The organism is Mannheimia haemolytica (assembly GCF_004342115.1).
GTDB classification, from domain to species: Bacteria; Pseudomonadota; Gammaproteobacteria; order Enterobacterales; family Pasteurellaceae; genus Mannheimia; species Mannheimia haemolytica.
The window spans coordinates 1-19,525 of record NZ_SMAC01000026.1 but is presented as its reverse complement, the minus strand read 5'-3'; the positions used below and the strand labels follow the sequence as shown (position 1 = coordinate 19,525).

At 44.6% G+C, this 19,525-nt stretch carries 22 protein-coding genes and 1 pseudogene; 22 read left to right on the top strand and 1 reads right to left on the bottom strand.

The annotated features are described in order from the left end of the window. Window positions 1-2: 2 nt before the first annotated feature. From terL to EDC41_RS09960, 4 genes are all read left to right on the top strand, one after another. Window positions 3-1,628 carry a phage terminase large subunit gene (gene terL / locus EDC41_RS09975; protein ID WP_020831198.1) on the top strand — a complete coding sequence of 542 codons (1,626 nt, stop codon included), beginning with the start codon at window positions 3-5 and terminating at the stop codon, window positions 1,626-1,628. Between the two features lie 68 nt (window positions 1,629-1,696). Then, window positions 1,697-3,370 carry a DUF935 domain-containing protein gene (locus EDC41_RS09970; protein WP_020831201.1) on the top strand — a complete coding sequence of 558 codons (1,674 nt, stop codon included), beginning with the start codon at window positions 1,697-1,699 and terminating at the stop codon, window positions 3,368-3,370. Next, a complete protein-coding gene (locus EDC41_RS09965; RefSeq protein ID WP_006251285.1) occupies window positions 3,357-4,646 on the top strand; it encodes a phage minor head protein in 1,290 nt (429 codons plus the stop codon). The genes EDC41_RS09970 and EDC41_RS09965 overlap by 14 nt, the downstream gene beginning before the upstream one ends. A 147-nt stretch (window positions 4,647-4,793) precedes the next feature. Further along, entirely contained in the window at window positions 4,794-5,210 is a 417-nt protein-coding gene (locus tag EDC41_RS09960) for a phage virion morphogenesis protein (protein ID WP_006251286.1), read from the top strand. Here the strand turns inward: EDC41_RS09960 and EDC41_RS09955 are convergent. Continuing rightward, entirely contained in the window at window positions 5,207-5,425 is a 219-nt protein-coding gene (locus tag EDC41_RS09955) for a hypothetical protein (RefSeq protein WP_132303683.1), read from the bottom strand. The two genes, EDC41_RS09960 and EDC41_RS09955, sit on opposite strands and share 4 nt — an antisense overlap. A 43-nt stretch (window positions 5,426-5,468) precedes the next feature. On the opposite strand from EDC41_RS09955, the gene EDC41_RS09950 reads away from it, so the two are divergent. The 18 genes and pseudogenes from EDC41_RS09950 to EDC41_RS09865 all read left to right on the top strand — a co-directional run. After that, window positions 5,469-6,536, top strand: a complete 1,068-nt coding sequence (locus EDC41_RS09950) for a phage protease (protein ID WP_020831206.1) — start codon at window positions 5,469-5,471, stop codon at window positions 6,534-6,536. Next, window positions 6,536-7,453 (top strand): Mu-like prophage major head subunit gpT family protein, encoded by a 918-nt coding sequence (locus EDC41_RS09945; protein WP_006251289.1) that lies wholly within the window; start codon window positions 6,536-6,538, stop codon window positions 7,451-7,453. Before EDC41_RS09950 ends, EDC41_RS09945 begins: the two co-directional genes overlap by 1 nt. 48 nt (window positions 7,454-7,501) lie before the next feature. Next, window positions 7,502-7,816 carry a hypothetical protein gene (locus tag EDC41_RS09940; RefSeq protein ID WP_020831209.1) on the top strand — a complete coding sequence of 105 codons (315 nt, stop codon included), beginning with the start codon at window positions 7,502-7,504 and terminating at the stop codon, window positions 7,814-7,816. Continuing rightward, entirely contained in the window at window positions 7,816-8,241 is a 426-nt protein-coding gene (locus EDC41_RS09935) for a gp436 family protein (protein WP_006248659.1), read from the top strand. The genes EDC41_RS09940 and EDC41_RS09935 overlap by 1 nt, the downstream gene beginning before the upstream one ends. Further along, the gene (locus EDC41_RS09930; RefSeq protein WP_006248660.1) at window positions 8,238-8,879 is read left to right on the top strand and encodes a DUF1834 family protein; all 642 of its coding nucleotides are present in this window, start codon (window positions 8,238-8,240) and stop codon (window positions 8,877-8,879) included. Before EDC41_RS09935 ends, EDC41_RS09930 begins: the two co-directional genes overlap by 4 nt. Continuing rightward, the gene (locus tag EDC41_RS09925) at window positions 8,880-9,059 is read left to right on the top strand and encodes a DUF2635 domain-containing protein (protein WP_006248661.1); all 180 of its coding nucleotides are present in this window, start codon (window positions 8,880-8,882) and stop codon (window positions 9,057-9,059) included. Then, the gene (locus tag EDC41_RS09920) at window positions 9,059-10,468 is read left to right on the top strand and encodes a phage tail sheath subtilisin-like domain-containing protein (protein ID WP_020831214.1); all 1,410 of its coding nucleotides are present in this window, start codon (window positions 9,059-9,061) and stop codon (window positions 10,466-10,468) included. Before EDC41_RS09925 ends, EDC41_RS09920 begins: the two co-directional genes overlap by 1 nt. Window positions 10,469-10,478: 10 nt before the next feature. Then, entirely contained in the window at window positions 10,479-10,853 is a 375-nt protein-coding gene (locus EDC41_RS09915) for a phage tail protein (protein ID WP_006251294.1), read from the top strand. Beyond that, window positions 10,853-11,221, top strand: a complete 369-nt coding sequence (locus EDC41_RS09910) for a hypothetical protein (protein WP_006251295.1) — start codon at window positions 10,853-10,855, stop codon at window positions 11,219-11,221. Before EDC41_RS09915 ends, EDC41_RS09910 begins: the two co-directional genes overlap by 1 nt. Window positions 11,222-11,250: 29 nt before the next feature. Continuing rightward, window positions 11,251-11,439, top strand: a complete 189-nt coding sequence (locus EDC41_RS09905) for a hypothetical protein (protein WP_006251296.1) — start codon at window positions 11,251-11,253, stop codon at window positions 11,437-11,439. Between the two features lie 52 nt (window positions 11,440-11,491). Then, window positions 11,492-13,771 carry a phage tail tape measure protein gene (locus tag EDC41_RS09900; protein WP_006251297.1) on the top strand — a complete coding sequence of 760 codons (2,280 nt, stop codon included), beginning with the start codon at window positions 11,492-11,494 and terminating at the stop codon, window positions 13,769-13,771. After that, window positions 13,771-15,063: a DNA circularization protein gene (locus tag EDC41_RS09895; protein ID WP_006251298.1), complete on the top strand. Its 1,293-nt coding sequence runs from the start codon at window positions 13,771-13,773 to the stop codon at window positions 15,061-15,063. Before EDC41_RS09900 ends, EDC41_RS09895 begins: the two co-directional genes overlap by 1 nt. Window positions 15,064-15,065: 2 nt before the next feature. Continuing rightward, on the top strand, window positions 15,066-16,193 hold the full coding sequence (locus tag EDC41_RS09890; protein WP_006248665.1) for a phage baseplate assembly protein: 1,128 nt from the start codon (window positions 15,066-15,068) through the stop codon (window positions 16,191-16,193). A 4-nt stretch (window positions 16,194-16,197) separates the two neighbouring features. Then, on the top strand, window positions 16,198-16,845 hold the full coding sequence (locus EDC41_RS09885) for a phage baseplate assembly protein V (protein WP_006253023.1): 648 nt from the start codon (window positions 16,198-16,200) through the stop codon (window positions 16,843-16,845). Window positions 16,846-16,953: 108 nt separating this feature from the next. Continuing rightward, window positions 16,954-17,304 (top strand): phage GP46 family protein, encoded by a 351-nt coding sequence (locus EDC41_RS09880; RefSeq protein WP_020831216.1) that lies wholly within the window; start codon window positions 16,954-16,956, stop codon window positions 17,302-17,304. A gap of 12 nt (window positions 17,305-17,316) precedes the next feature. After that, window positions 17,317-18,378: a baseplate J/gp47 family protein gene (locus tag EDC41_RS09875; RefSeq protein WP_020831218.1), complete on the top strand. Its 1,062-nt coding sequence runs from the start codon at window positions 17,317-17,319 to the stop codon at window positions 18,376-18,378. After that, entirely contained in the window at window positions 18,378-18,944 is a 567-nt protein-coding gene (locus EDC41_RS09870; protein WP_006251302.1) for a YmfQ family protein, read from the top strand. Before EDC41_RS09875 ends, EDC41_RS09870 begins: the two co-directional genes overlap by 1 nt. Further along, window positions 18,945-19,525, top strand: a pseudogene (locus EDC41_RS09865) (hypothetical protein); the annotation flags it as partial. It abuts the gene before it with no gap.

The following is a 19,525-nucleotide window of genomic DNA, read 5'->3' as shown; positions in this document are numbered from 1 at the left end:
TTATGAAAATCAAAGAATTTGAAAAAGAACTGGAAGAATTACGGCGACAGTTACAACAAAACATCGAAGCGAGTTTTGAGGGTTGGGACGATAAACCACAAGCCATTAGCGAACGCCGCCAAAAGGTTTTAGACCCTGTTCACGGCTTTGAGTATTTTGTGCAGGCTTATTTTCCACACTATGTGCGGTCTGAACATAAATCACAGTTGCATCATTATCTCTTTGAGAATTTACCGCTTTCGGTAAGTGATCTTTCTAAGTCAGTCCGCCAAGCGATTGCAGCCCCTCGTGGCGAGGCAAAATCAACGATTTGTACGCAATTATTCCCGCTGTGGTGTTTAGTCCGTGATTTAAAAAGATACATCATTATTGCGATGGACACCAAAGAACAGGCATACAGTATGCTTGAAGCTATTAAAGTGGAAATTGAATCTAACCCTCGTTTAAGAATTGATTTCCCGGAGGTTGCACAAGGCAAGGTTTGGCGTGCAGGTGTCATTATGACGGCTAAAAAACAAAAAGTTGAAGCTGTGGGGGCTGGGCAAAAATTGCGTGGTCGTCGCCACGGAGCTTATCGTCCGGATTTAGTAGTGCTTGATGATATTGAGAATGATGAAAGCGTAGAAAAACCTGCACAGCGTAATAAATTGCATAACTGGGTTTTAAAAGCAGTTTTAAAACTTGGTGCTGCAGGTGAAAAGTTTGATGTAATTTATGTCGGCACAATTCTACATTATGACAGCGTACTTAACCGAGTTTTAAGCACCAAAGGCTGGAAAAAAGCCCATTTTAAAGCGATTTTACGCTTCCCCGACAATATGGCGTTATGGGACGAATGGGAGAATATCTATCTTTCTGAAGAGGGCGATGATGACACGCTTTCAGACCTATTCTATCAGCAACATAAAGCTGAGATGGATAAAGGGGCTGTCGTTTCGTGGTTGGCTCGCCCTATTCTCTATTTAATGAAAATTCGTGCTAGTGATGGGCATAGTTCTTTTGACTCCGAGTATCAAAACGACCCTGTTTCGGGTGATGATGCGATTTTTGCCAATAGTATTCAATACTGGACGGAGTTGCCCGAAAACTTAATCTATTTTGGGGCATTAGACCCTTCAATGGGTAAGGCTGGAGCAAGCCGAGACCCATCTGCAATTTTGGTGGGCGGTTATCACCGTGAGAGCGGTAAGCTCTATGTGGTTGAGGCTCAAATTAAAAAACGATTGCCGGATTTAATTATTGAGGACGTGATTAGACTGCATTCGCAATATAACTGTCACCGCTGGTTTGTGGAGACGGTGCAATTTCAGGAGTTTTTGCAGACGGAACTGGTCAAGCGTTCTGCCCAGCGTGGTAAGCCGGTGCCGGCAACGGCAACCAAGCCGAACAGTGACAAGATGTTACGGATTGAGAGCTTGCAACCGCATATTGCCAACGGTTTGATTTTGTTGCACCGCTCGCAATCTACGCTTGAAAGCCAGCTTCGCCATTTTCCGAAAGCCGATCACGATGATGGTCCGGATGCGTTGGAAATGTTATGGCGAAATGCACTCAGCAGCTCTGCCCCGATTGAGTGGGAGAGTGTAGATGATTTTGACGGTGAGTATCGCAGTAAGTGGCGGCATTAATGTAACTCCCCTCTTTGCTAAAGAGGGGGACTATATTGAGCGTAACTAAGCTCTGGAAAGGAAAATTTATGAGCAAAAAGAAGCATAACAAGCAGATTAAACCGAATTTAAACCCGATTAAAAATCAAGAATTGCAGACGGATTTAGCCGAAATTACCGCTACAGGTCGGGTACTCTCCGACCATCCGAGCAATTTTATTACCCCTGCTAAAATGAAAGCGATTTTTGAAGATGCGGAGAACGGCGATATTACCGCCCAGCACGAGCTGTTTATGGATATTGAAGAACGGGACAGTACGATTTTTGCCAATATCCAAACCCGTAAGCGTGCCGCATTAGGCGTAGATTGGGCGATTGTTGCCCCTCGCAATGCCACACCGCAGGAAGAAAAACTGCGTGATGAGGTTGATGAGTTATTTTATCAGCTCGGCAACCTTGAAGATTTTGTGATGGACTGTATGGACGCTGTGGGACACGGTTTTGCTGCCCTCGAAATTGAATGGGCGTTTAACGGTAAATTGTGGTATCCGAACGCCTTTATCCACCGTCCTCAATCGTGGTTTAAGTGGGATAAGGTAGATAATCTGTTGCTGAAAACCCGACAAAATACCGAAGGTGAGCCATTACGAGAATTTGGCTGGGTGGTGCATACGCATAAATCCCGCTCCACACAGGCGGCACGCAATAATTTATTCCGCTCGCTGGCTTGGCTGTATATGTTTAAACACTACTCTATCCACGACTTTGCCGAGTTTTTGGAGCTGTATGGTATGCCTATCCGCATTGGTAAATACGGTGCAGGGGCAACACCAAACGAAAAACAAACGCTTAAACGTGCATTAGCGGAAATCGGACACAACGCTGCCGGAATTATGCCGGAGTCGATGAGTATTGAGTTGCATAACGCCGCTAATGCAGGCGGTGCAGCCGGCAATAATCCGTTTTTGCAAATGGTGGATTGGTGTGAGAAGTCTATCGCCCGCTTGATTTTGGGGCAAACATTAACCAGCGGTGCAGACGGCAAAAGCTCTACCAATGCACTCGGCAATGTGCATAACGAAGTGCGGCGTGATTTGTTGGTGTCGGACGTGAAACAGCTGGGGCAGACGTTTACCCAACAAATTATTCTGCCGTTTCTGCAAATTAACTTCGGCAATATCGACCCGACCCGCATTCCGAGTTTTGAGTTTGATACCAAAGAGCCTGCCGACTTGGCGTTATTTGCCGAGAGTTTGCCAAAATTGGTGGATATTGGCTTACCGATTCCGACCCAATGGGCGATGGATAAATTAGGTATTCCGGAGGCTCAAGAGGGCGAAGCGGTGCTGGGGCGTGTCGCTCCTCTGCCAACATCGGGGCAAGCGGTGGGATTATCGGCACATTTTGTTAAATCTCCCCCTAACCCCCTCTTTGTCAAAGAGGGGGAACAGATTACTGGCTGTTCTTGTGGTTGTGGGGGTAAGGTTCAGGCCTTGTCGGCTCAACCCCAAACCGGTATTAAAGAGCAAGATGCGTTAGATAGCTTAGCCAATGAAGCCTTTGCCGTGCCGGATTTTAACAAGCAGTTCGACCCCATCACGAAAAAGGCGGTGGCGGTGGTAATGGCGTGTAGCTCTTATGATGAGGCAGCAGAGAAACTAGCAGCAGCCTACCCCGACTTAGTGAGTGAAGAACACGAACGCTACTTAGCCAATGCGTTATTTTTAGCGGATTTATTAGGGGCTGCGAATGCAGAAAGTTAATTTTGCCATTGGACTAGAGCCTAAGCAGGCGATTGAGTTTTTACGGCAGAAGAAGTTGCTTGCGAATAAAGTGTTTAAGCAGGAATTATTTGATTCTGCATTGGGGCGAGCCACCACCATTAGCAAGCTCACTAGCCTTGAAATGACCCGTGATATTTATGAGTCGATGGAAAAAGCACGGCGTGAGGGGAAATCCTTTAATGAATGGAAGAAAACGCTTACGGCAGAATTTGAGCGGAAAGGCTGGGTGTATGGACACGACAAGGCGATTAGTCGTGGTATTGATGGCAAATTACTTGCCGACCCGAAAACTGGCGAGCATTTTGGCACGCCTCGCCGCTTGAATACGATTTATCGTACCAATATGCAGCAGGCTTATTCTGCGGCTCGTTATCAGCGGTATATGGATAATGTGGATAATCGCCCTTATTGGCAATATTCGGCGGTAGGCGACCAACGCACCCGCCCTGCTCATCAAGCGTTAAACGGCAAAATTTATCGTTATGACGATCCGTTTTGGGCGACCTTTTACCCACCTAACGGCTTTAATTGCCGTTGCACGGTGATTGCACTGGGTGAGCGTGATTTAAAACGCAAAGGGATTGATGAGGTCGGTAGTAGTGAGCCGTTCTTAGTTAAGGCAAAACGCCCGAAAGATAAGCTCGGCAACCAAGAAGAAACCATTGGTTTTAAACTGCCTGACGGCACGGTGCGATTGGCTGATAAAGGGTTTGATTATAACGTGGGGCGTTTAACCTATAAGCCGAATTTGGATTTATACCCTGAAAAGCTGGCTCACCAATTTGCTAAGGCGGAAATGAATGGGGGTGAGTTTAAGCAGGCTTTTAAGAAGCTAGAAGATGCGGTAAATCAAGCCAAAGGCAGCCATAAAAAACTCTCCGCCGATGAGATGGTTAAGGTGCGAAATGCCCTCAATCAGAACTTTAAATTTGCGGCAGGTCGGTTAAGTGAGGAAACTCAAAAGCAGATTGATAGCAAAGTGGGTACTGTATGGCTTTCTGATGATACGCTGATTAAGCAATTCAATAGCCGTGAGGGGCAAAATTTTGATGTATCGGATTATGCAAATTTACCCGATATTTTTAATAACCCATTAAAAGTAGAATTAGATGAGCGTGATGGGTGGCGTTTTTATGCGGAATTGAACGGTAAGCGTTATTTTGCAGTGATAAAAGTGTTGGCCCAATATAATGAGATATTTGTGCAGTCGTTTAGATTAGTAAGCGATAAGCAGTGGGCAAAGGTTTTTAATTAGCCGCTAGGTAGGGCTCGAACCACCTACACACAGTCCAGAGTCTGTTGCACCTCGTCGCTTGCGATCCTCGAGATTATCATCGCTTTTCTAGCGGCTGTTTAAAATATACCCCTGTTTATTTTAAAAATCAACTCAGATGGTTAAAAAATGATTGAAATCCAAATTAACGGTATAGATGAGATTATTGCCACTCTCAACCGTATTGCGACTAAAACCAAAGATAAAACTGATTTAATGCGGAATATCGCCGGTACGATGGAATCGGCAGTGCTGACGAATTTTGATGAGGGCGGTCGCCCGAAATGGCTGGGTATAAAACATCGGCAAGGCACGCCGTTAGTTGATACGGAAAATTTAATGGGCAGCATTACTGCTGATTATAATAATGATTCGGCGATTGTTGGCACAAATGAGCCTTATGCTGCTATTCATCAATTCGGTGGTATGGCTGGGCGTGGGCGTAAAGTAAAAATTGAAGCCCGACCTTTTTTACAATTAACCTCGCAAGACAGGCAAGATATTTTGGACGATGTGCAAGCCTACTGGCAAAAACTGCTGGATTAAGCGATAAGATAATCGCCACAGATAGCCCCTAAATCGCTCTCTGTGGCGTTTTTGTTTTTTATGGTACGATTTATCATTCCAACTTTTTTAAAATTTTTTAAAACGGATTTAAAGCGTTTTAAAATGGGTTGCATTTCTTGCTTAATATAAGCGGTCACTTTTTTCTGAAAATTTGCAACTTGTGGAAGTTGCTCCCCGTTACTCTTTTTTCTCAATCTTCTATTCTTTAGCCTCATTAATTTGTTTTGAGGTGTTTTTGTGTTTAAGCAGAAATTCAAACTAAACCCCATTGCATTGAGTTTTAAACTCAACCAAGAGGCAAATGGACGTATTCAACTTTGCCCTTTTGGTTGGTTTGAGGCTCAAGACGGGCGTGGAGGACGTTGGTATGTAGGTGACGAGAATGGCTATGCGTTAGCCGATGATATTAACAACACTGCGATTGATCTGATGATTGATTATGAGCATCAGACCCTGTACATCGCCGAGAACGGCAAAGGCAACCCTGCTGCGGGTTGGATTACCAAGGCGGAATATATCTCGGGCGAAGGCTTGTTTGCGGATGTTAAGTGGACACCACAAGCGACCCAAGAGATTAAAGACGGCGTTTATCGCTATCTCTCGCCACTGTTTTTGACAGACGGCAGCGGAATGGTAATTAAGGTACTTAATGCCGCCTTAACTAACCGCCCTGCCTTGCATAATCTGCAAGAGGTGGTTGCGATGTCTAGCCGGTTTGCCCCATTTTTAACCCCAAAAGAGGAAAATCCAAAAATGAAAGAACTCTTAATTAAATTATTTGCATTGTCGGCAAATGCGACCGATGAGCAGATTACCGAAAAACTGACCGCACTTGAGAAAGCCAAAGGCGACAGCCCGGTGGCGTTGAGCGATGTGTATGCCGAGCTTGCCAAAGAGAAAGGCAATGTTGTGGCGTTATCAGCCAAAGTGAATAACCCTGACCCGGCGAAGTTTGTGGCGTTAAGCGACTTGCAAGCAGTGCAAACCGAGCTGAACGGCTTAAAACAGCAAATCAACGATAAAGAGCGTGATGCGTTAATTCAAACTGCTCTCTCTGATGGTCGTTTATTACCAGCTCAAAAAGAGTGGGCGGAAAACTTAGGTAAGCAGAATTTAGTGGCGTTATCCGACTTTTTGAAAACGGTAACACCTAACCCTGCTTTAGCAGGTACGCAGTCGGGGGGTGAAGACCCGAACAAAGGTGCGGAGAAAGTGGCGTTATCGGCTGCGGAAATTGCAACCGCTAAGACGTTGGGCTTAACCCCAGATGAATTTGCTCAAAAATACAAAGAGGAAGCGAAGTAATGTTTAAAAAATCGGAATTATTAAAAGCCTTAGATACGGCGTTTAAAAAAGAATTTGGTGCAGGTTTAGCTTTAATTAAACCGCAATGGGAAATGGTGGCGATGAAGATTAGTTCTTCGACCAAAACCAACACTTACGGCTGGTTGGGTCAATTCCCGAAAATGCGTGAGTGGGTGGGCAAACGCCAAATCAAGAAAATGCAAGCGGAAGCGATGTCGATTGACAATAAAACCTTTGAATCGACAGTCAGCGTGGCTCGTACCGATATTGAAGACGATCAGGTCGGGTTATTCACCCCGATTGTTCAACAAGCCGGTCAAAGTGCGGCGGAATTGCCGGATGACTTGGTATTTGGCTTGTTGGCAAAAGGTAAAGAAACGCTTTGCTATGACGGTCAGAACTTTTTCGACACTGATCACCCTGTTTATGAAAACGTGGACGGCACTGGCACGAGCAAAACTCAAAGCAATATCACCACCGGTGCAGCAAGTGGCAAGCCTGCGTTTTATATTTTAGACGATACCAATGCGATTAAGCCGTTAATTTGGCAGGAACGCACTAAGCCTGAAATTGAAACCAAGTTTGACCCGTCAAAATCCGATACTGTCTTTATGGAAGATGAATATCTGTGGGGGGTGCGTGCTCGTGGTAATGCCGGCTTTGGTTTCTGGCAGTTAATCCACCGCGTAGAAAATTCAGAGCTGAATGCGGAAACCGTAATGGCTGTTATCGCTAAAATGCGTATGCTCAAAGGCGATGGTGGCAAGTTGCTGAACATCCGACCAAGCACGATTTTAGTGCCGCCAACATTGGAATATGCAGCTCGCCAGTTAGTTGAGGCGGATATTATTAACGGCACAAGCAACCCATTAAAAGGTGTGCTGAAAGTAGCTGTTTCTGCTCAGATTGCAGAATAGTAAGTTAATCGGGCGTAGCAATACGCCCCTTTTGAGAGGATAGCAATTATGAGTCGTAAGAAAAAAGACGATGAAACCTTAAACCCAAAGGAAAATACACCACCTGAAGATAAGGTTGAAGAGCAACCAAAACCGCCTGAAGAGGAAACAAAACCTGATGATGGTGCTGTGATTGACCCTATCGCCTTTGAAATCAAGCTGAAATCTATCCACCCACAGGCAACATATGGTCGTTGTGGCTACCGTTTTAATAAAGAAACGGCGGTGGAAATTGCTCGTGCTGATTTAACTGATGAGCAGATTATCACATTAGCTAACGACCCTTATTTGGAGTTTGTACCTGTTGTTGAGGGCGATGCGTAATGTATGCGTTGGTTGATGATTTCGTTTTGCGAATTGGCGAACAGGAATCCATTGAGCTAACCGACCGTGAAATGGTAGGCGTGGTTGATGAAGCGACTCTTGAAGTAGCTTTAGCGGACTCTTCCAGCCAAATTGATGGCTATTTAAGTGGGCGTTACCGTCTGCCATTAAAGACTGTACCGCAAAATTTAAAGCGTATTTGCTGTGATTTGGCTCGTTATCATTTAACCAGCAAATCATTAGTAACGATGACCGAAGAGGTGGAAAACCGCTACAAACTTTGCTTAAAAGAGCTGGAAAACATCTCTAAGGGCGTAGTGTCGTTAGCGGTTGATGAAACCAATGAGGAAGAATCGGCTACTGGCGAAAATACAGTGCAGTTTTTTAACGGGGGCAACCGTATTTGGGGGCGTGATAAGCGATGATTAGCAAAATTGAGCGTGCTTTGATTGAGCGTTTAACGCTGGGCTTAGGCAAAATGGTGTATGCCGTTGCTGGTTATGCCGGGGAAATTAACGATGAGAAGTTAGATGTTCTCCGTTTGCCTGCTTGTCTTGTCTCTTATGGTGGCTCGGCGTTCGAGGCGAAATCAATGGGAGTAAGAGGTAAACGCTATCAAGCCACTGATGTGTTTGTGGTGTTGGTTATTACTCGCTCAATGCGAAATCAGACTGCTGGGCGTTTAGGTGGGGTAACAAGTCGTGAGGTGGGGGTTAATCAGTTGCTGGGAGCGGTGAAAACCTTATTGATTAACCAGACTTTAGACGGTTTAGTCCACCCTATCCAGCCTAAGCGAATCCGCACGATTTGGAATAATGCGGAGGTGAAGAAAGAAAAACTCTCTGCTTATGCTATTGAGTTTGAAATCAGCTACAACGAGTGCAATGTGCTTGATGACGGTAGATTCCCTGAAGGGGTTGAGCCGAATGAGCAAGTCTTTAAGCAGTACCAAGGCAAGCTAGATGAACCGCAAGGCGATTTGTCGGGCTTTAATAATCGGATTTTTGACCCGAATAACAATGCCGAAACGGCATTTAGAACAGAATTTAAGGATGGTGATTAGATGTTAAAAGTGAAAGCCGCTAAAGGGGTGCGTGTGCCGGTAGAAAACCGACCGCATCACTATATTGAACAAGAGGCAGTAGAGGTTGAAAACACCCTTTACTATCAACGCCGCATTGCGGATGGCGATTTGATTGTCGTCAAAGAAACCAAATCCGCTAAAGAAACAGGGGGCAAATAATGTCAAAAATTGAATTTGAGAAAATCCCGAACAGTATTCGCAAACCAAGTGTGCTGACCGAATACAACAACAAAGACGCAGTAACCACCTTGCCGACCAATGAGCAAGAGGTGCTAATTGTTGCACCAATGCTAAACGGTGAGGCTGCTTTTACTGCTCCGCAAAAGATTTTTAGCGATGTGGAGGCGGAAAATTTATTTGGTAAAGGCTCGGTAGCTCATTTAATGGTTCGCCAAGCAATCCAAAATAATCCGCTAATCCGTTTAACGGTGGTGGGCTTAAAAGACCACGAGGCAGGTATTGCAGCAACAGGGCAAGTTAGTTTTACCGGCACAGTAACTTATGCCGGTGTGGTGCGTATTACGATTGCCGGCACAGCTTACGAAATTGCAGCCGCAAAAGGCGAAGAAGCACAGGCGATTGTGGCTCGTTTAGTTAATGTGATTAATGCGGCGAGTTATAGCCCTGTGGTGGCAAGTGTGGAAAGTGAAACGACACTTAAACTGACCTCAAAAGCAAAAGGCGAAATCGGCAATGAAATCACGCTTGCAACACGCAATACAGCAACAGGTTTAACCCTTGAGGCTCGTGCGTTTGATAACGGTCAGCGTAATGCCCTAATTGCTCCGGCGTTGGCGAGTGTTGCCGGTACGCATTATAACGTGATTATTTCGCCGTTTTCAGATGATGAAAATGCCCTTGCCTTGCGTAGCCATTTAGAATCGGTTTCTGCCCCGATTGAAGATAAACCGGCTATTGGTGTAATGGGCTGGCGTGGCACTTATGCCACCGGCACAACCTTAACCGCAAGCCTTAACAGTGAGCGAATTATTGTAGGCTGGTATAAGGGAGCAACCGAATCAAATGCAATGATTGCGGCAGGGCTTGGTGCGGTAATTGCCGGTGAAGAAGATCCGGCTCGCCCGTTAAATACCCTTGAAGTTAAAGGCTTAACGGTCGTAGATGACTCGCAGAAACCGTTATTTAGCGAAGTAAACCAAGCATTATATCACGGTTTAAGCCCGATTGAGGTGGTGGCAAGCCGTGTGCAGATTACCCGTGCGATTACTACATACACCAAAAACGTGACGAATACTGATGACCCAAGCTATTTGGATTTAACCACCATTCGTACGCTTGACTATGTGCGTAAGGCAATCCAAACCCGTCAGCGTTTGCGTTTCCCTCGTGCGAAAAACTCCCACCGTATTGTGGCAAAAGTACGCTCGGAGATTTTAGATGTGCTTTATCAGCTTGAGAGCGAAGAGGTAATCGAAAATGTGGAAGCGTGGAAAAATCGCTTATTAGTGGTGCGTAATCAAGACCCGACTTACTTGGATTTAGAAATCCCTGCGGATGTGGTTAATGGCTTGCACGTTATTCGTAACAAAATTACGTTAATTTTATAGGGGGTGCTAGATGTCAATTGTTTATGAAGGCTCTTGCGTGCTTGAGGTAGATGGCGTTGAGATTGAAATTACCAAACTTGATGTAAAAACCGTAACCGGTCGCAAGCTGGTTAAAACGATGAACAGTTCCGGACGTGCAAGAGGTTATTCGCAAGGCATTGCGGAATATACTCTCTCGGTGACTGCAGTTGAGCCTCAAGATGGGACAGTGATTGATTGGGATAATATCAAAAATGCTAAGCTCACTAAATATCCACTGGATAACAGTGAAAAACGTACCTCTTATTTAGGCTGTTTTACTACCGATGTGAGCGAGTCTTACACCGTTGATGGTGAGTCGGTGCGTGATATTCAACTCAACGCATTGCGTAAGGTGAATGAATAATGAAAATCACTTTAAATTTTGGCATTGAATATAACGGGAAAATTCGCCGTGATTGTACGGTGCGATTGCTGACGATGGGCGGTCAATGCACGGCTCAAGAAATGATTGCGGATTTAGGGTTTGAGGAAAACTCGGAAGCCCTATCAAAGCGTGAACAAACCTTGGTCGATATGGCTTACCTTTCGCAGCAAGTTACCTTTGATGGTATTTATCAAGGTAATGTGACGGCTCAATTTTTATTTGACAATTTAGCTCCCGAAGACTACTGGCAGTTGATTGAGGCAACGCTCACACTCCGAAAAAAGCGGTTAGAAAATGGGGTGAGCCAAAGCGAGAGCGAAAGCCCGGCAAATCCCGATTTGGCGTAGCAGAAGCCTTTAAGCAGTACCGACAAGCGGTGATTTTACTCTCAAAATTTGCAATTACCGCCGAGCAGGTATGGCAAATGCCGTTGCTTGAGGTATTTGCGTGGATTGAGAGCTACTTGGAGAGTGAGGGCGTAAAAACACCGCATAGCCCAATGGGTGCGAATAGCGAAGTGAAACGCGAAAGCTATGTCTTTACTCGGTGTGGCAAAATTGAATAGGGGCGAAAGCCCCTTTTTTGTACTTTAAAATTAGTTTAAAGAGACTTTAAAAATGGCAAAAAATATGAAAGTGCAACTGGAATTGACGGCAAAAGATACTGCCTCCCCAGTTTTAAACCAAGCCGCTAAAACCACCGAAAAAGCCTTTAAAAATACAGAGCGAGCGGCACAACAAAGTGGCAATGCTCAAACGCAAGCAGCACAGAAAGCAGCGAATGCTACAGAAAGCTCAAATCGGAAAATAGAACAGAGTTACCGTAATGCCCGCCGAGTGGCTGCCGATGTGAGCCGAGCCCGTGAAACATTAGGTGTTCGGGCGGAAAATGCAATCCAACGTGAAATTGAACAAACTCGTGCAGCCTATGACCGCTTAAAACGCTCAGGTGTTGCCTCGCAAAATGAGCTACGCCGTGCTTCAGAGGCAACAAAGAAACGTGTGCAGGAATTGAATGCGGAACTGGGGAAAACGAGTTTTGGGGATAAAGCTGGAAGTTTTGGGCGTGGGTTGATGGGTGCAGGGGTTGGAATTGCTGCAGGTGCAGCAATGGCTCGCCAGCCTGCAAGAAATCAAATGGAATTTGATAGACAGCTTGCAATGGTAGCGAATACCGCCTTTTCAGATCGTGATGTGAAAGGGCGTATTGATGGGAAAAGAGAGTTACTTGATGCCGTACAGAAAGCAGTAAGTGTAGGCGGTGGCTCAAAAGAAGAAGCGTTGAGCTCACTAGACGCTTTACTTGCCTCAGGTGCTGTTTCTACCGAAACCGCTCTCAATTTACTCCCAACGTTGCAGAAAGGTGCGGTCGCAACAGGGGCAAGTGCAAATGATATGGCTCAAATTGCTATTTCCTCAATGCAACAATTTGGGATTAAAGAAGAGGATATTGGTCGAGTCTTAGATATGGCAGTTGCTGCTGGGCAAGCCGGTAGCTTTGAGCTTGCAAATATGGCAAGTTGGTTGCCTCAACAAATGGCCGCTGCAAAACAAGCTGGCTTAAGCGGCATTGAGGGATTTGAGCGTCTTTTAATTGCCAATCAGCAAGCTCGTGTCACTGCCGGTACAAGTAACGAGGCTGGTAATAATTTAGTGAATCTGTTGGGTAAGATTACTGCTAAAGAAACTAATGAGCGTTTTAAGAATATTGAATATAAAGATCCGAAAACTGGCAAAACCAAAGCGATTGATTTTGCAAAAGCTATGGAGCATTACAAGGGAAAAGGGCAAGATTCATTGCAGGCTTTTATGTCTATTATGGATGATGTTGTCGGGAGTGATAAACGCTATCAAGAATTACAAGCCAAACTAAAAACAGCTAAAGGTGAAGATCAGAAACGCTTATTCAATGAATTAACCAACTTGGTTGAAGGTACTGCAATCGGAGAAATTATTTCTGATCGTCAAGCATTAATGGCTTTGCTGGGGATAAAGAATAATGTTCAGTTAGGTGAAAAGGTACAAAAAGATATTCAGAATAGTGAAGGGGCTGTTGAAACCTCCCACGCTGTTATCCGTGATACTAATTCGCACAAAGTGGAGGCATTAAAGAATGCGACCGAATTTGCCCAAATGGAGAACTTTGAGAAAGTAAACGGTGTGTTGGGTACTTTAGCGGAACATTTAACGAGCTATGCTAACCAATACCCTAATTTAACTCAGTTTGTTAGCGGAGCGACTGATGCCGTTAAAATCTTTGGGGCTGCATTAGCAGCCTCTAGTGTGCTGGATTTATTGACTGGCAAAAAGGGAAATGATGGTGGAATGGGTGATTTATTTGATAAATCATCGAAAGCTACTGGAAGTAAAGGAAAAGTTAGTAAATTTCTTTCAGTTGGAGGCTCATTTGCTAGTGTTGCGGGCGTTGCCACAATGCTACACGGAGACCAAGCTCCGATGAGTGAGGAGCGAAAAGCACAATTAAACGACCCTAATTATCAAGCTCGTCAAATGTACGAATATAAAAAAGAGATTTTAGGTAGCCGTTTCCACTCGTTTTTTCGTAGTAATGAAACCCTTGAGCAATATCGGAAAGATGTGAGTGCTTATGAGGCTAAGCAAAAGAATGGCAATACTATGGGAGCTGTACAAGGGGTTTTAAGTACCATTCCGAGCTTACAAGAGTTACGCCCTAAAGTTGATTCGGTTACTCAAACCCTATCCACCTACCAAGCCGACTTTCAGGCATTCGGAGCAACTCTTTCTGCCGGTATTGAGGCAGGGCTTGCCTCGCAATCTCATACGATTGCAAATCAAATCACCGTGGAGTTGGACGGTTCGGTGGTGGCTGAAAAAGTGGCTGAATATCAGTTTAATTTTAACAAGAGGATGGCGTAATGAGCGGTTGGACAATGCCTATACAGCAGGCAAGTTTTAAAGGTGTGCGTTTCGATGTGCTTGCGGTAGATGACAGCTTTGAGCGAGCGGTGATTGAACACGCCTACCCTTTTGTGAATGGGGCTGACTTAGAGGATATGGGGCTAAACACCCAAACTATTCGGCTGCAAGCGGTCTTTTTCGGCTCAAGTTATTACACGGACTATATCCGCTTACTGTCGGTATTGCAGCAAAAAGGGGCTGATGTATTAGTCCATCCTATTCGTGGGCGTTTACCGAATATGTTACTCGTTTCGGCGAATCTACATACCGATGCCGAAAATATCAATTATGTTGCCTTAGATTTGACTTTTAAAGAGGCAACCGAAATGCAGCCGATTTTTGCAATCGAAGATTCTCTGATTACTAAAATTGATAGGTTGTTGCTTGATCTCGAAAACCTATTTGATGATGGATTGCGTTTTTGGGATAGCGTTGCGGTGTTTGATCTTAAATCTCGCTTGCTTGGGCTTTGGGGGGCATTATTTGCCTCATTTGAGGCGGTGCGTAACTTGTTTGATTTAGACAAGAAAAAATACAGCATTGCCTCATCAACCTCACAACGAACCTATTTGAAAGATGGTTCGGGGGCATTACACCAGTTAAAAGAAATGGTGGATAGCGGTATTCAGGGGCGTGCTGATTTAACGACACTCTCGTTTAAATCTCAGTTACTCAATATTACGGATGCGGTAGATAACATTCAGGCGATTGTGAGCAAAGTGGCTAGAGATGAGGGCTTTAACCGCTCAAAAACGGTTAAGTTACTTGGCTCTGATGTGGTTGAGCTTGGTATTATGCTTGACCTTATTGCCACGACTAAGCTCACTAAAGTTTTAACAGAACTGATTGAGGATCGAGAGGAAGAGCTGCTAATCGGTGATTTAGAGTTAATTAACCAAATTGTGCGTGAACATTGGTTAAACATTATCAATAAACTGCGTGAGCAACAAAAGCACGCTCAAAAAGGCATAATGAGTGATAAGACAAAATCTATCTACGAGACCGCAGAAAAGTTGATTAATCGTATCCGTAATGTAGCTCATCAATTTACTGTACTTGTGCTTGCGGTAATTAATAAAAAACCGCCTTTGACCGTGCGAATGGTAATGGATAGCGGCACAATCCATAAAGTAGCCCATTATTTTTATGGGGATTACGAGCGGGCGGATGAGCTGTTACGCCTTAATCCGCATATTCGCCAGCCGAACTTTATTGAGCGAGGCACGCTGTTAAATTGTTATTGGGAGTAAAAATGGAAAATGAAATTGTGGTGGAGATTGACGGCTCGCAGCATAAAAACTGGAAAAGTTATGATATTGACAGCGATTTTTTAATTCCTGCTGATAGTTTTAATTTTGAGTTGGGTAAATCTAGCAATATAGAGGTTTTACCTAATTATTCGGGCAAAACGGCAATAGTTAAAATCAATGGCAAAACGGTGCTCACTGGCATTGTGGATACCACACATCACACCATTAGCAAAAGCGGGCGTGGGTTTAGCCTAAATGGACGTGATAAAGCCGCTATTTTGGTGGATTGCTCTGCCCCGATTACCAATGTGCAAGGGCTCTCTTTGCTTGATGCTGTTAAAAAAATTGTAACCCCTCTTGGGATTAAAGAGGTGCAACTGAAAGCCGAGAAAAACCCGACCTTAAGCAAGGTAGATATTGATGTGGGCGAGTCAGCGTGGGAAGCGATTATGCGGTGTGCCAACTCGGCAGGTTTGCATTGTTGGTTTGACCCCAAAGGCGTGTTAATTGTCGGCGGTGCGGATTACGCTCAACCGCCCGTTGCCACGTTATATTGCGTGAAAGAGTCGGGGGATAGCCGTAAAAATAACTTTGTTGATGCAACACTTTCTTATGATGTGTCGCAAAGCTATTCGGAGGTCACTTTTCTTGCTCAAAAACACGGCAAAGATTCTGATAATGCCAAGCACGATTTTAAATGGGTGTATAAAAATGAGGAAATGGAGCTTTATAAACCGAAAACTATCGTGCTGGGCGATGTGGAGAACCTCGAAGCCTTGATGAAACAGGCGAAAAAACAGGTATCAGATTGGCAGTTGGAGTCATTTAACCTCACGATTATTGTACCTGACCATAAAACCAAAGACGGCACGTTGTGGCAAGCTGGGCAACGTGTGCACGTGGTATGTGAGGAGTATGATTTAGATGGTATTTTCTTTTTAATGGGGCGACGTTTTCGACTCTCTCGCACGGGTGGCACAACCACCGAATTGCGGTTAAAACTGGATGGCGTGTGGACACCTGATGCTTATCAAGCTAAAGCACAAGAGGCTCGCAAGCGTAAAGGCAAAAAAGGACGTAAGAAAAAAGAGCCTGTAGAATATGTAGGCTCGTGGGAGTTGGGAAAATAATATGATGAGAAAATTAGCAAAACAGACTAAAGAGGTGGCAAAAGGTGTGCAAGATAGCGTGCGTGCTGCTTTTAGAGGGGTATTAAATTTAGTCAAGAGTGGCAGTGATATTCAGCAGGTACAGGTGTCCGCTTTAGCGGACGAAACTATCCAAGATTTAGAGCTAATGCAGCATTTTGGTTTCACTTCCGTGCCACCTGCCGGCACGCAAGCGGTTGTTATCCCCTTAGGTGGTAAAACCACGCACGGTATTATTGTGGCGACTGAAAACGGATCGTTCCGAGTCAAAAATCTCAACGATGGAGAGGTGGCAATTTACGATTCGAGTGGCTCAACCATCATATTAAAAAACGGGCGAGTGATTGATATTGAGTGCGATAGCTTTAACATTAAATGCAAGCAATATTCCGTTACCGCAAGCGGTGGAGCAAATTTTAACACCCCGAAACTAGAAACCGACCAGCAGTTTGTTTCACAAGGGCAAATCAGCGGCAATGGCGGAATGGCGGTGCAAGGTGGAGAAGGGGCAAGTTTTAGCGGCAATGTAAACCAAACCAGTGGTAGCTTTAAAACAAGTGGGGATGTGACTGCAGGTACGGTATCCCTTAAAAACCATACTCATCAAAGTGATGGGCGAGGTAAACCAAACTGATGATTTCAAGCGGTTATTTTTTGCAAAATTTTTGCAGAATCTAACCGCTTGTTGTTTGTGGAAGTCTCTCCCCGTTACTCCTGTCTTTAATGTCTCTACCATAGCAATATGGACAGAGAAATCAGCCCGCTCACTCGGGACTATACAAGTGACAACATAGCTACACTGCAAAATGCCGTGTATATCAGACTAACAACGCCAAAAGGCTCATGGTGGGCAGATGGGCGTGTAGGTTCTTTGCTCCATCTTATTCAGCGAGAAAAAGATTTAAGCCGCGTAGGGCTTTTAGCCCAACAGTACGCCGAAGAGGCTTTGCAGCCGATTATTGATGACGGACGAGCCAAAAGCATTACGGTGACACACGAGCAGCCAAAAGACGGCTCGTTAAATCTTTTAATCTCCGTTATTGATAATCGTGGGGTTAAATTTGAGTTTAAACACCCTGTAAAACTGGTTTAAGTGGTTTTTAAAATGTATCAAATCCCAACGCTTGAAGATGTTAGAAGAGAAATTCTACGAGATATTCAATCTTTAGAGCCAACTGCTGATATTGAGGTGGATTCGGATTATTTTGTTCGTGCCTCCGCTTTGGCAAGCTGTGTGGTGGGGCTGTATGCTCACCAAAACTGGATTGTTCGTCAGTATTTCCCAGATACGGCAGACTCCGAATACCTCGAAATGCACGCTAAATTGCGAAATCTTTACCGTAAAAATGCGACCTATGCGAGTGGTTCGTTGAAAGTTTTTGGTACTGCTGGCTCAGTAATCAATGAGGGCTTGCAAGTTAAATTTGGCGAGCGTTTTTATGTAACCAAAAGCTCGGACGTTATTGGTGATGATGGCTCTGCAACGGTGCGAGTGATTTCAATGGCAACAGGGGCATCAAGCAATGTTAAATCTGAAAGTAAAGCACAACTGACTGCTGCTCCTGCTGGCGTATCAAGCGATTGCTTGTTATTGCCTGATGTAACAGGCGGAACAGAAGTGGAAAGTGATGCGACACTGCTTGCTCGGTTATTAGAGCAGATTCGCCGACCACCGTCAGGCGGGAATAAAAATGACTTCCGCCAATGGGCAGAAAGCGTTGATGGCGTAACCTCTGCGTTTGTTTATCCATTACGGCGTGGCGAGGGTACGGTAGATATTGCAATCACCTCAGGTGATACCGTGCCAAGTGATGAAATCGTGCGAGCAACTCAAGCTTATATTGATGAAGTCCGCCCTGTTACGGCTAAATCGGTTTATGTACTTAAGCCAGTTGAAAAACGGGTCAATTTTAACATCAAAGTGCAACTTGATACGGATACGACGCTTGATGGTGTAAAAGCGGAAATCGAAAACGCTTTAGAGAATTATTTTTTATCACTCAAACCTGCTGACACCTTAATTATTTCGCAAATTGAGGCAGTAATTAGTGATTTAGTGGGCGTAGTAGATCGTGAGATTGTACAGCCAACCAGAAACCAAACGATTGATGCCTACCGTGAAATGGGCTGGTTCAGATTGGGTGATGTAACTGTGGAGTTGATGTGATGGTAACGATTAACTCTAAACACGGCAAGGCATTGGGCGGTTTATTACCGCCTGTATCGTATGACCCAAACGGCAGATGGCTAGCGTTATCCCTTGAAGTTGAGGGGAGAGAGCTAGACCGCATTGATGCGAGAGCCAAGACTTTAATCGATGCCGTTGATGTATCAACAGGCATTTTTATTGATGATTGGGAGCGGGTTTGTGGCTTAACGGCGAATAGCTCACTACTGCTTGAAACCCGAATTGAGCGTGTGATTGCGAAGTTGAATCAGCTTGGTGGGTTGTCGATTTCGTACTTAATGGAGCAAGCGAAAGCACTAGGCTACGAATTTAAAATCCACGAGCCTGAACCCTTTAGATGCGGTATTAACCGTTGTGGCGATAGACTTTGGGATAAAGATGTGATTTGGATGTTTTTTGTCGATTTTAACCGAGCCGAAAACACCGACCCTTATTTGCCTGCACCTGTGATTAAAACGCCACAAGCATTAAAACTATTATTGGACGAAATTAAACCTGCATTTACCCGTTATTGGGTAAGAGATTTTACAGCGTGGAATAACTAAATGAGACAAACGATGAACCCTATTACGACTGATAACGGTCGATTTAAAGACGGTAATCCCGCAACGGGAGAGTACGGCACAGTTGTAACAGCCGAACATATGAACAATGTGCAAGACTCCGTTATCTCAATGCAGAATGAGATTATAACTGTATTGAATGAGGCTGGGATTGCAGTTAATCCTAATGATAATACTCAACTTTGGCAGGCATTGCAGATGATTGCTGGGCAAGTTGAGAGTATTGCTGATTTACGCCAATTTGAGCCAGTAAAAGACCGCCAGGTTGTATTTGTTAAAGCGTATCATACTGGCAGCGATAAAGGTGGTGGGTATTTCGTTTCGGATTTTGCAGATACAGTTTCTGCAGATAATAGCGTAACCCTATTTGTGACAGCAAATGGAAAACGCTGGAAACGACTTTATTCAACACTCAATATCTTTGACTTTGGAGTCAGATTAGACAGCGTGAATAACGATGCCATCAACCGCTTGCAAGCGTGGCAAGAGCCGGTTTTAGGGTTGGGGAATGTGATTCCGGCAAGTTCAAGAATTGTGCCGGCTAGCCATATCTCACAAGTAGC

What these genes read in the sequence shown, in the direction of transcription:
- EDC41_RS09960 (WP_006251286.1), top strand. Translation starts at nt 4,794, where the DNA reads ATGATTGAAATCCAAATTAACGGTATAGATGAGATTATTGCCACTCTC.
- EDC41_RS09910 (WP_006251295.1), top strand. Translation starts at nt 10,853, where the DNA reads ATGAAAATCACTTTAAATTTTGGCATTGAATATAACGGGAAAATTCGC.
- EDC41_RS09945 (WP_006251289.1), top strand. Translation starts at nt 6,536, where the DNA reads ATGTTTAAAAAATCGGAATTATTAAAAGCCTTAGATACGGCGTTTAAA.
- EDC41_RS09930 (WP_006248660.1), top strand. Translation starts at nt 8,238, where the DNA reads ATGATTAGCAAAATTGAGCGTGCTTTGATTGAGCGTTTAACGCTGGGC.
- EDC41_RS09895 (WP_006251298.1), top strand. Translation starts at nt 13,771, where the DNA reads ATGAGCGGTTGGACAATGCCTATACAGCAGGCAAGTTTTAAAGGTGTG.
- EDC41_RS09875 (WP_020831218.1), top strand. Translation starts at nt 17,317, where the DNA reads ATGTATCAAATCCCAACGCTTGAAGATGTTAGAAGAGAAATTCTACGA.
- EDC41_RS09900 (WP_006251297.1), top strand. Translation starts at nt 11,492, where the DNA reads ATGGCAAAAAATATGAAAGTGCAACTGGAATTGACGGCAAAAGATACT.
- EDC41_RS09940 (WP_020831209.1), top strand. Translation starts at nt 7,502, where the DNA reads ATGAGTCGTAAGAAAAAAGACGATGAAACCTTAAACCCAAAGGAAAAT.
- EDC41_RS09880 (WP_020831216.1), top strand. Translation starts at nt 16,954, where the DNA reads ATGGACAGAGAAATCAGCCCGCTCACTCGGGACTATACAAGTGACAAC.
- EDC41_RS09970 (WP_020831201.1), top strand. Translation starts at nt 1,697, where the DNA reads ATGAGCAAAAAGAAGCATAACAAGCAGATTAAACCGAATTTAAACCCG.
- EDC41_RS09885 (WP_006253023.1), top strand. Translation starts at nt 16,198, where the DNA reads ATGAGAAAATTAGCAAAACAGACTAAAGAGGTGGCAAAAGGTGTGCAA.
- EDC41_RS09870 (WP_006251302.1), top strand. Translation starts at nt 18,378, where the DNA reads ATGGTAACGATTAACTCTAAACACGGCAAGGCATTGGGCGGTTTATTA.
- EDC41_RS09925 (WP_006248661.1), top strand. Translation starts at nt 8,880, where the DNA reads ATGTTAAAAGTGAAAGCCGCTAAAGGGGTGCGTGTGCCGGTAGAAAAC.
- EDC41_RS09920 (WP_020831214.1), top strand. Translation starts at nt 9,059, where the DNA reads ATGTCAAAAATTGAATTTGAGAAAATCCCGAACAGTATTCGCAAACCA.
- EDC41_RS09935 (WP_006248659.1), top strand. Translation starts at nt 7,816, where the DNA reads ATGTATGCGTTGGTTGATGATTTCGTTTTGCGAATTGGCGAACAGGAA.
- EDC41_RS09890 (WP_006248665.1), top strand. Translation starts at nt 15,066, where the DNA reads ATGGAAAATGAAATTGTGGTGGAGATTGACGGCTCGCAGCATAAAAAC.
- terL (WP_020831198.1), top strand. Translation starts at nt 3, where the DNA reads ATGAAAATCAAAGAATTTGAAAAAGAACTGGAAGAATTACGGCGACAG.
- EDC41_RS09915 (WP_006251294.1), top strand. Translation starts at nt 10,479, where the DNA reads ATGTCAATTGTTTATGAAGGCTCTTGCGTGCTTGAGGTAGATGGCGTT.
- EDC41_RS09965 (WP_006251285.1), top strand. Translation starts at nt 3,357, where the DNA reads ATGCAGAAAGTTAATTTTGCCATTGGACTAGAGCCTAAGCAGGCGATT.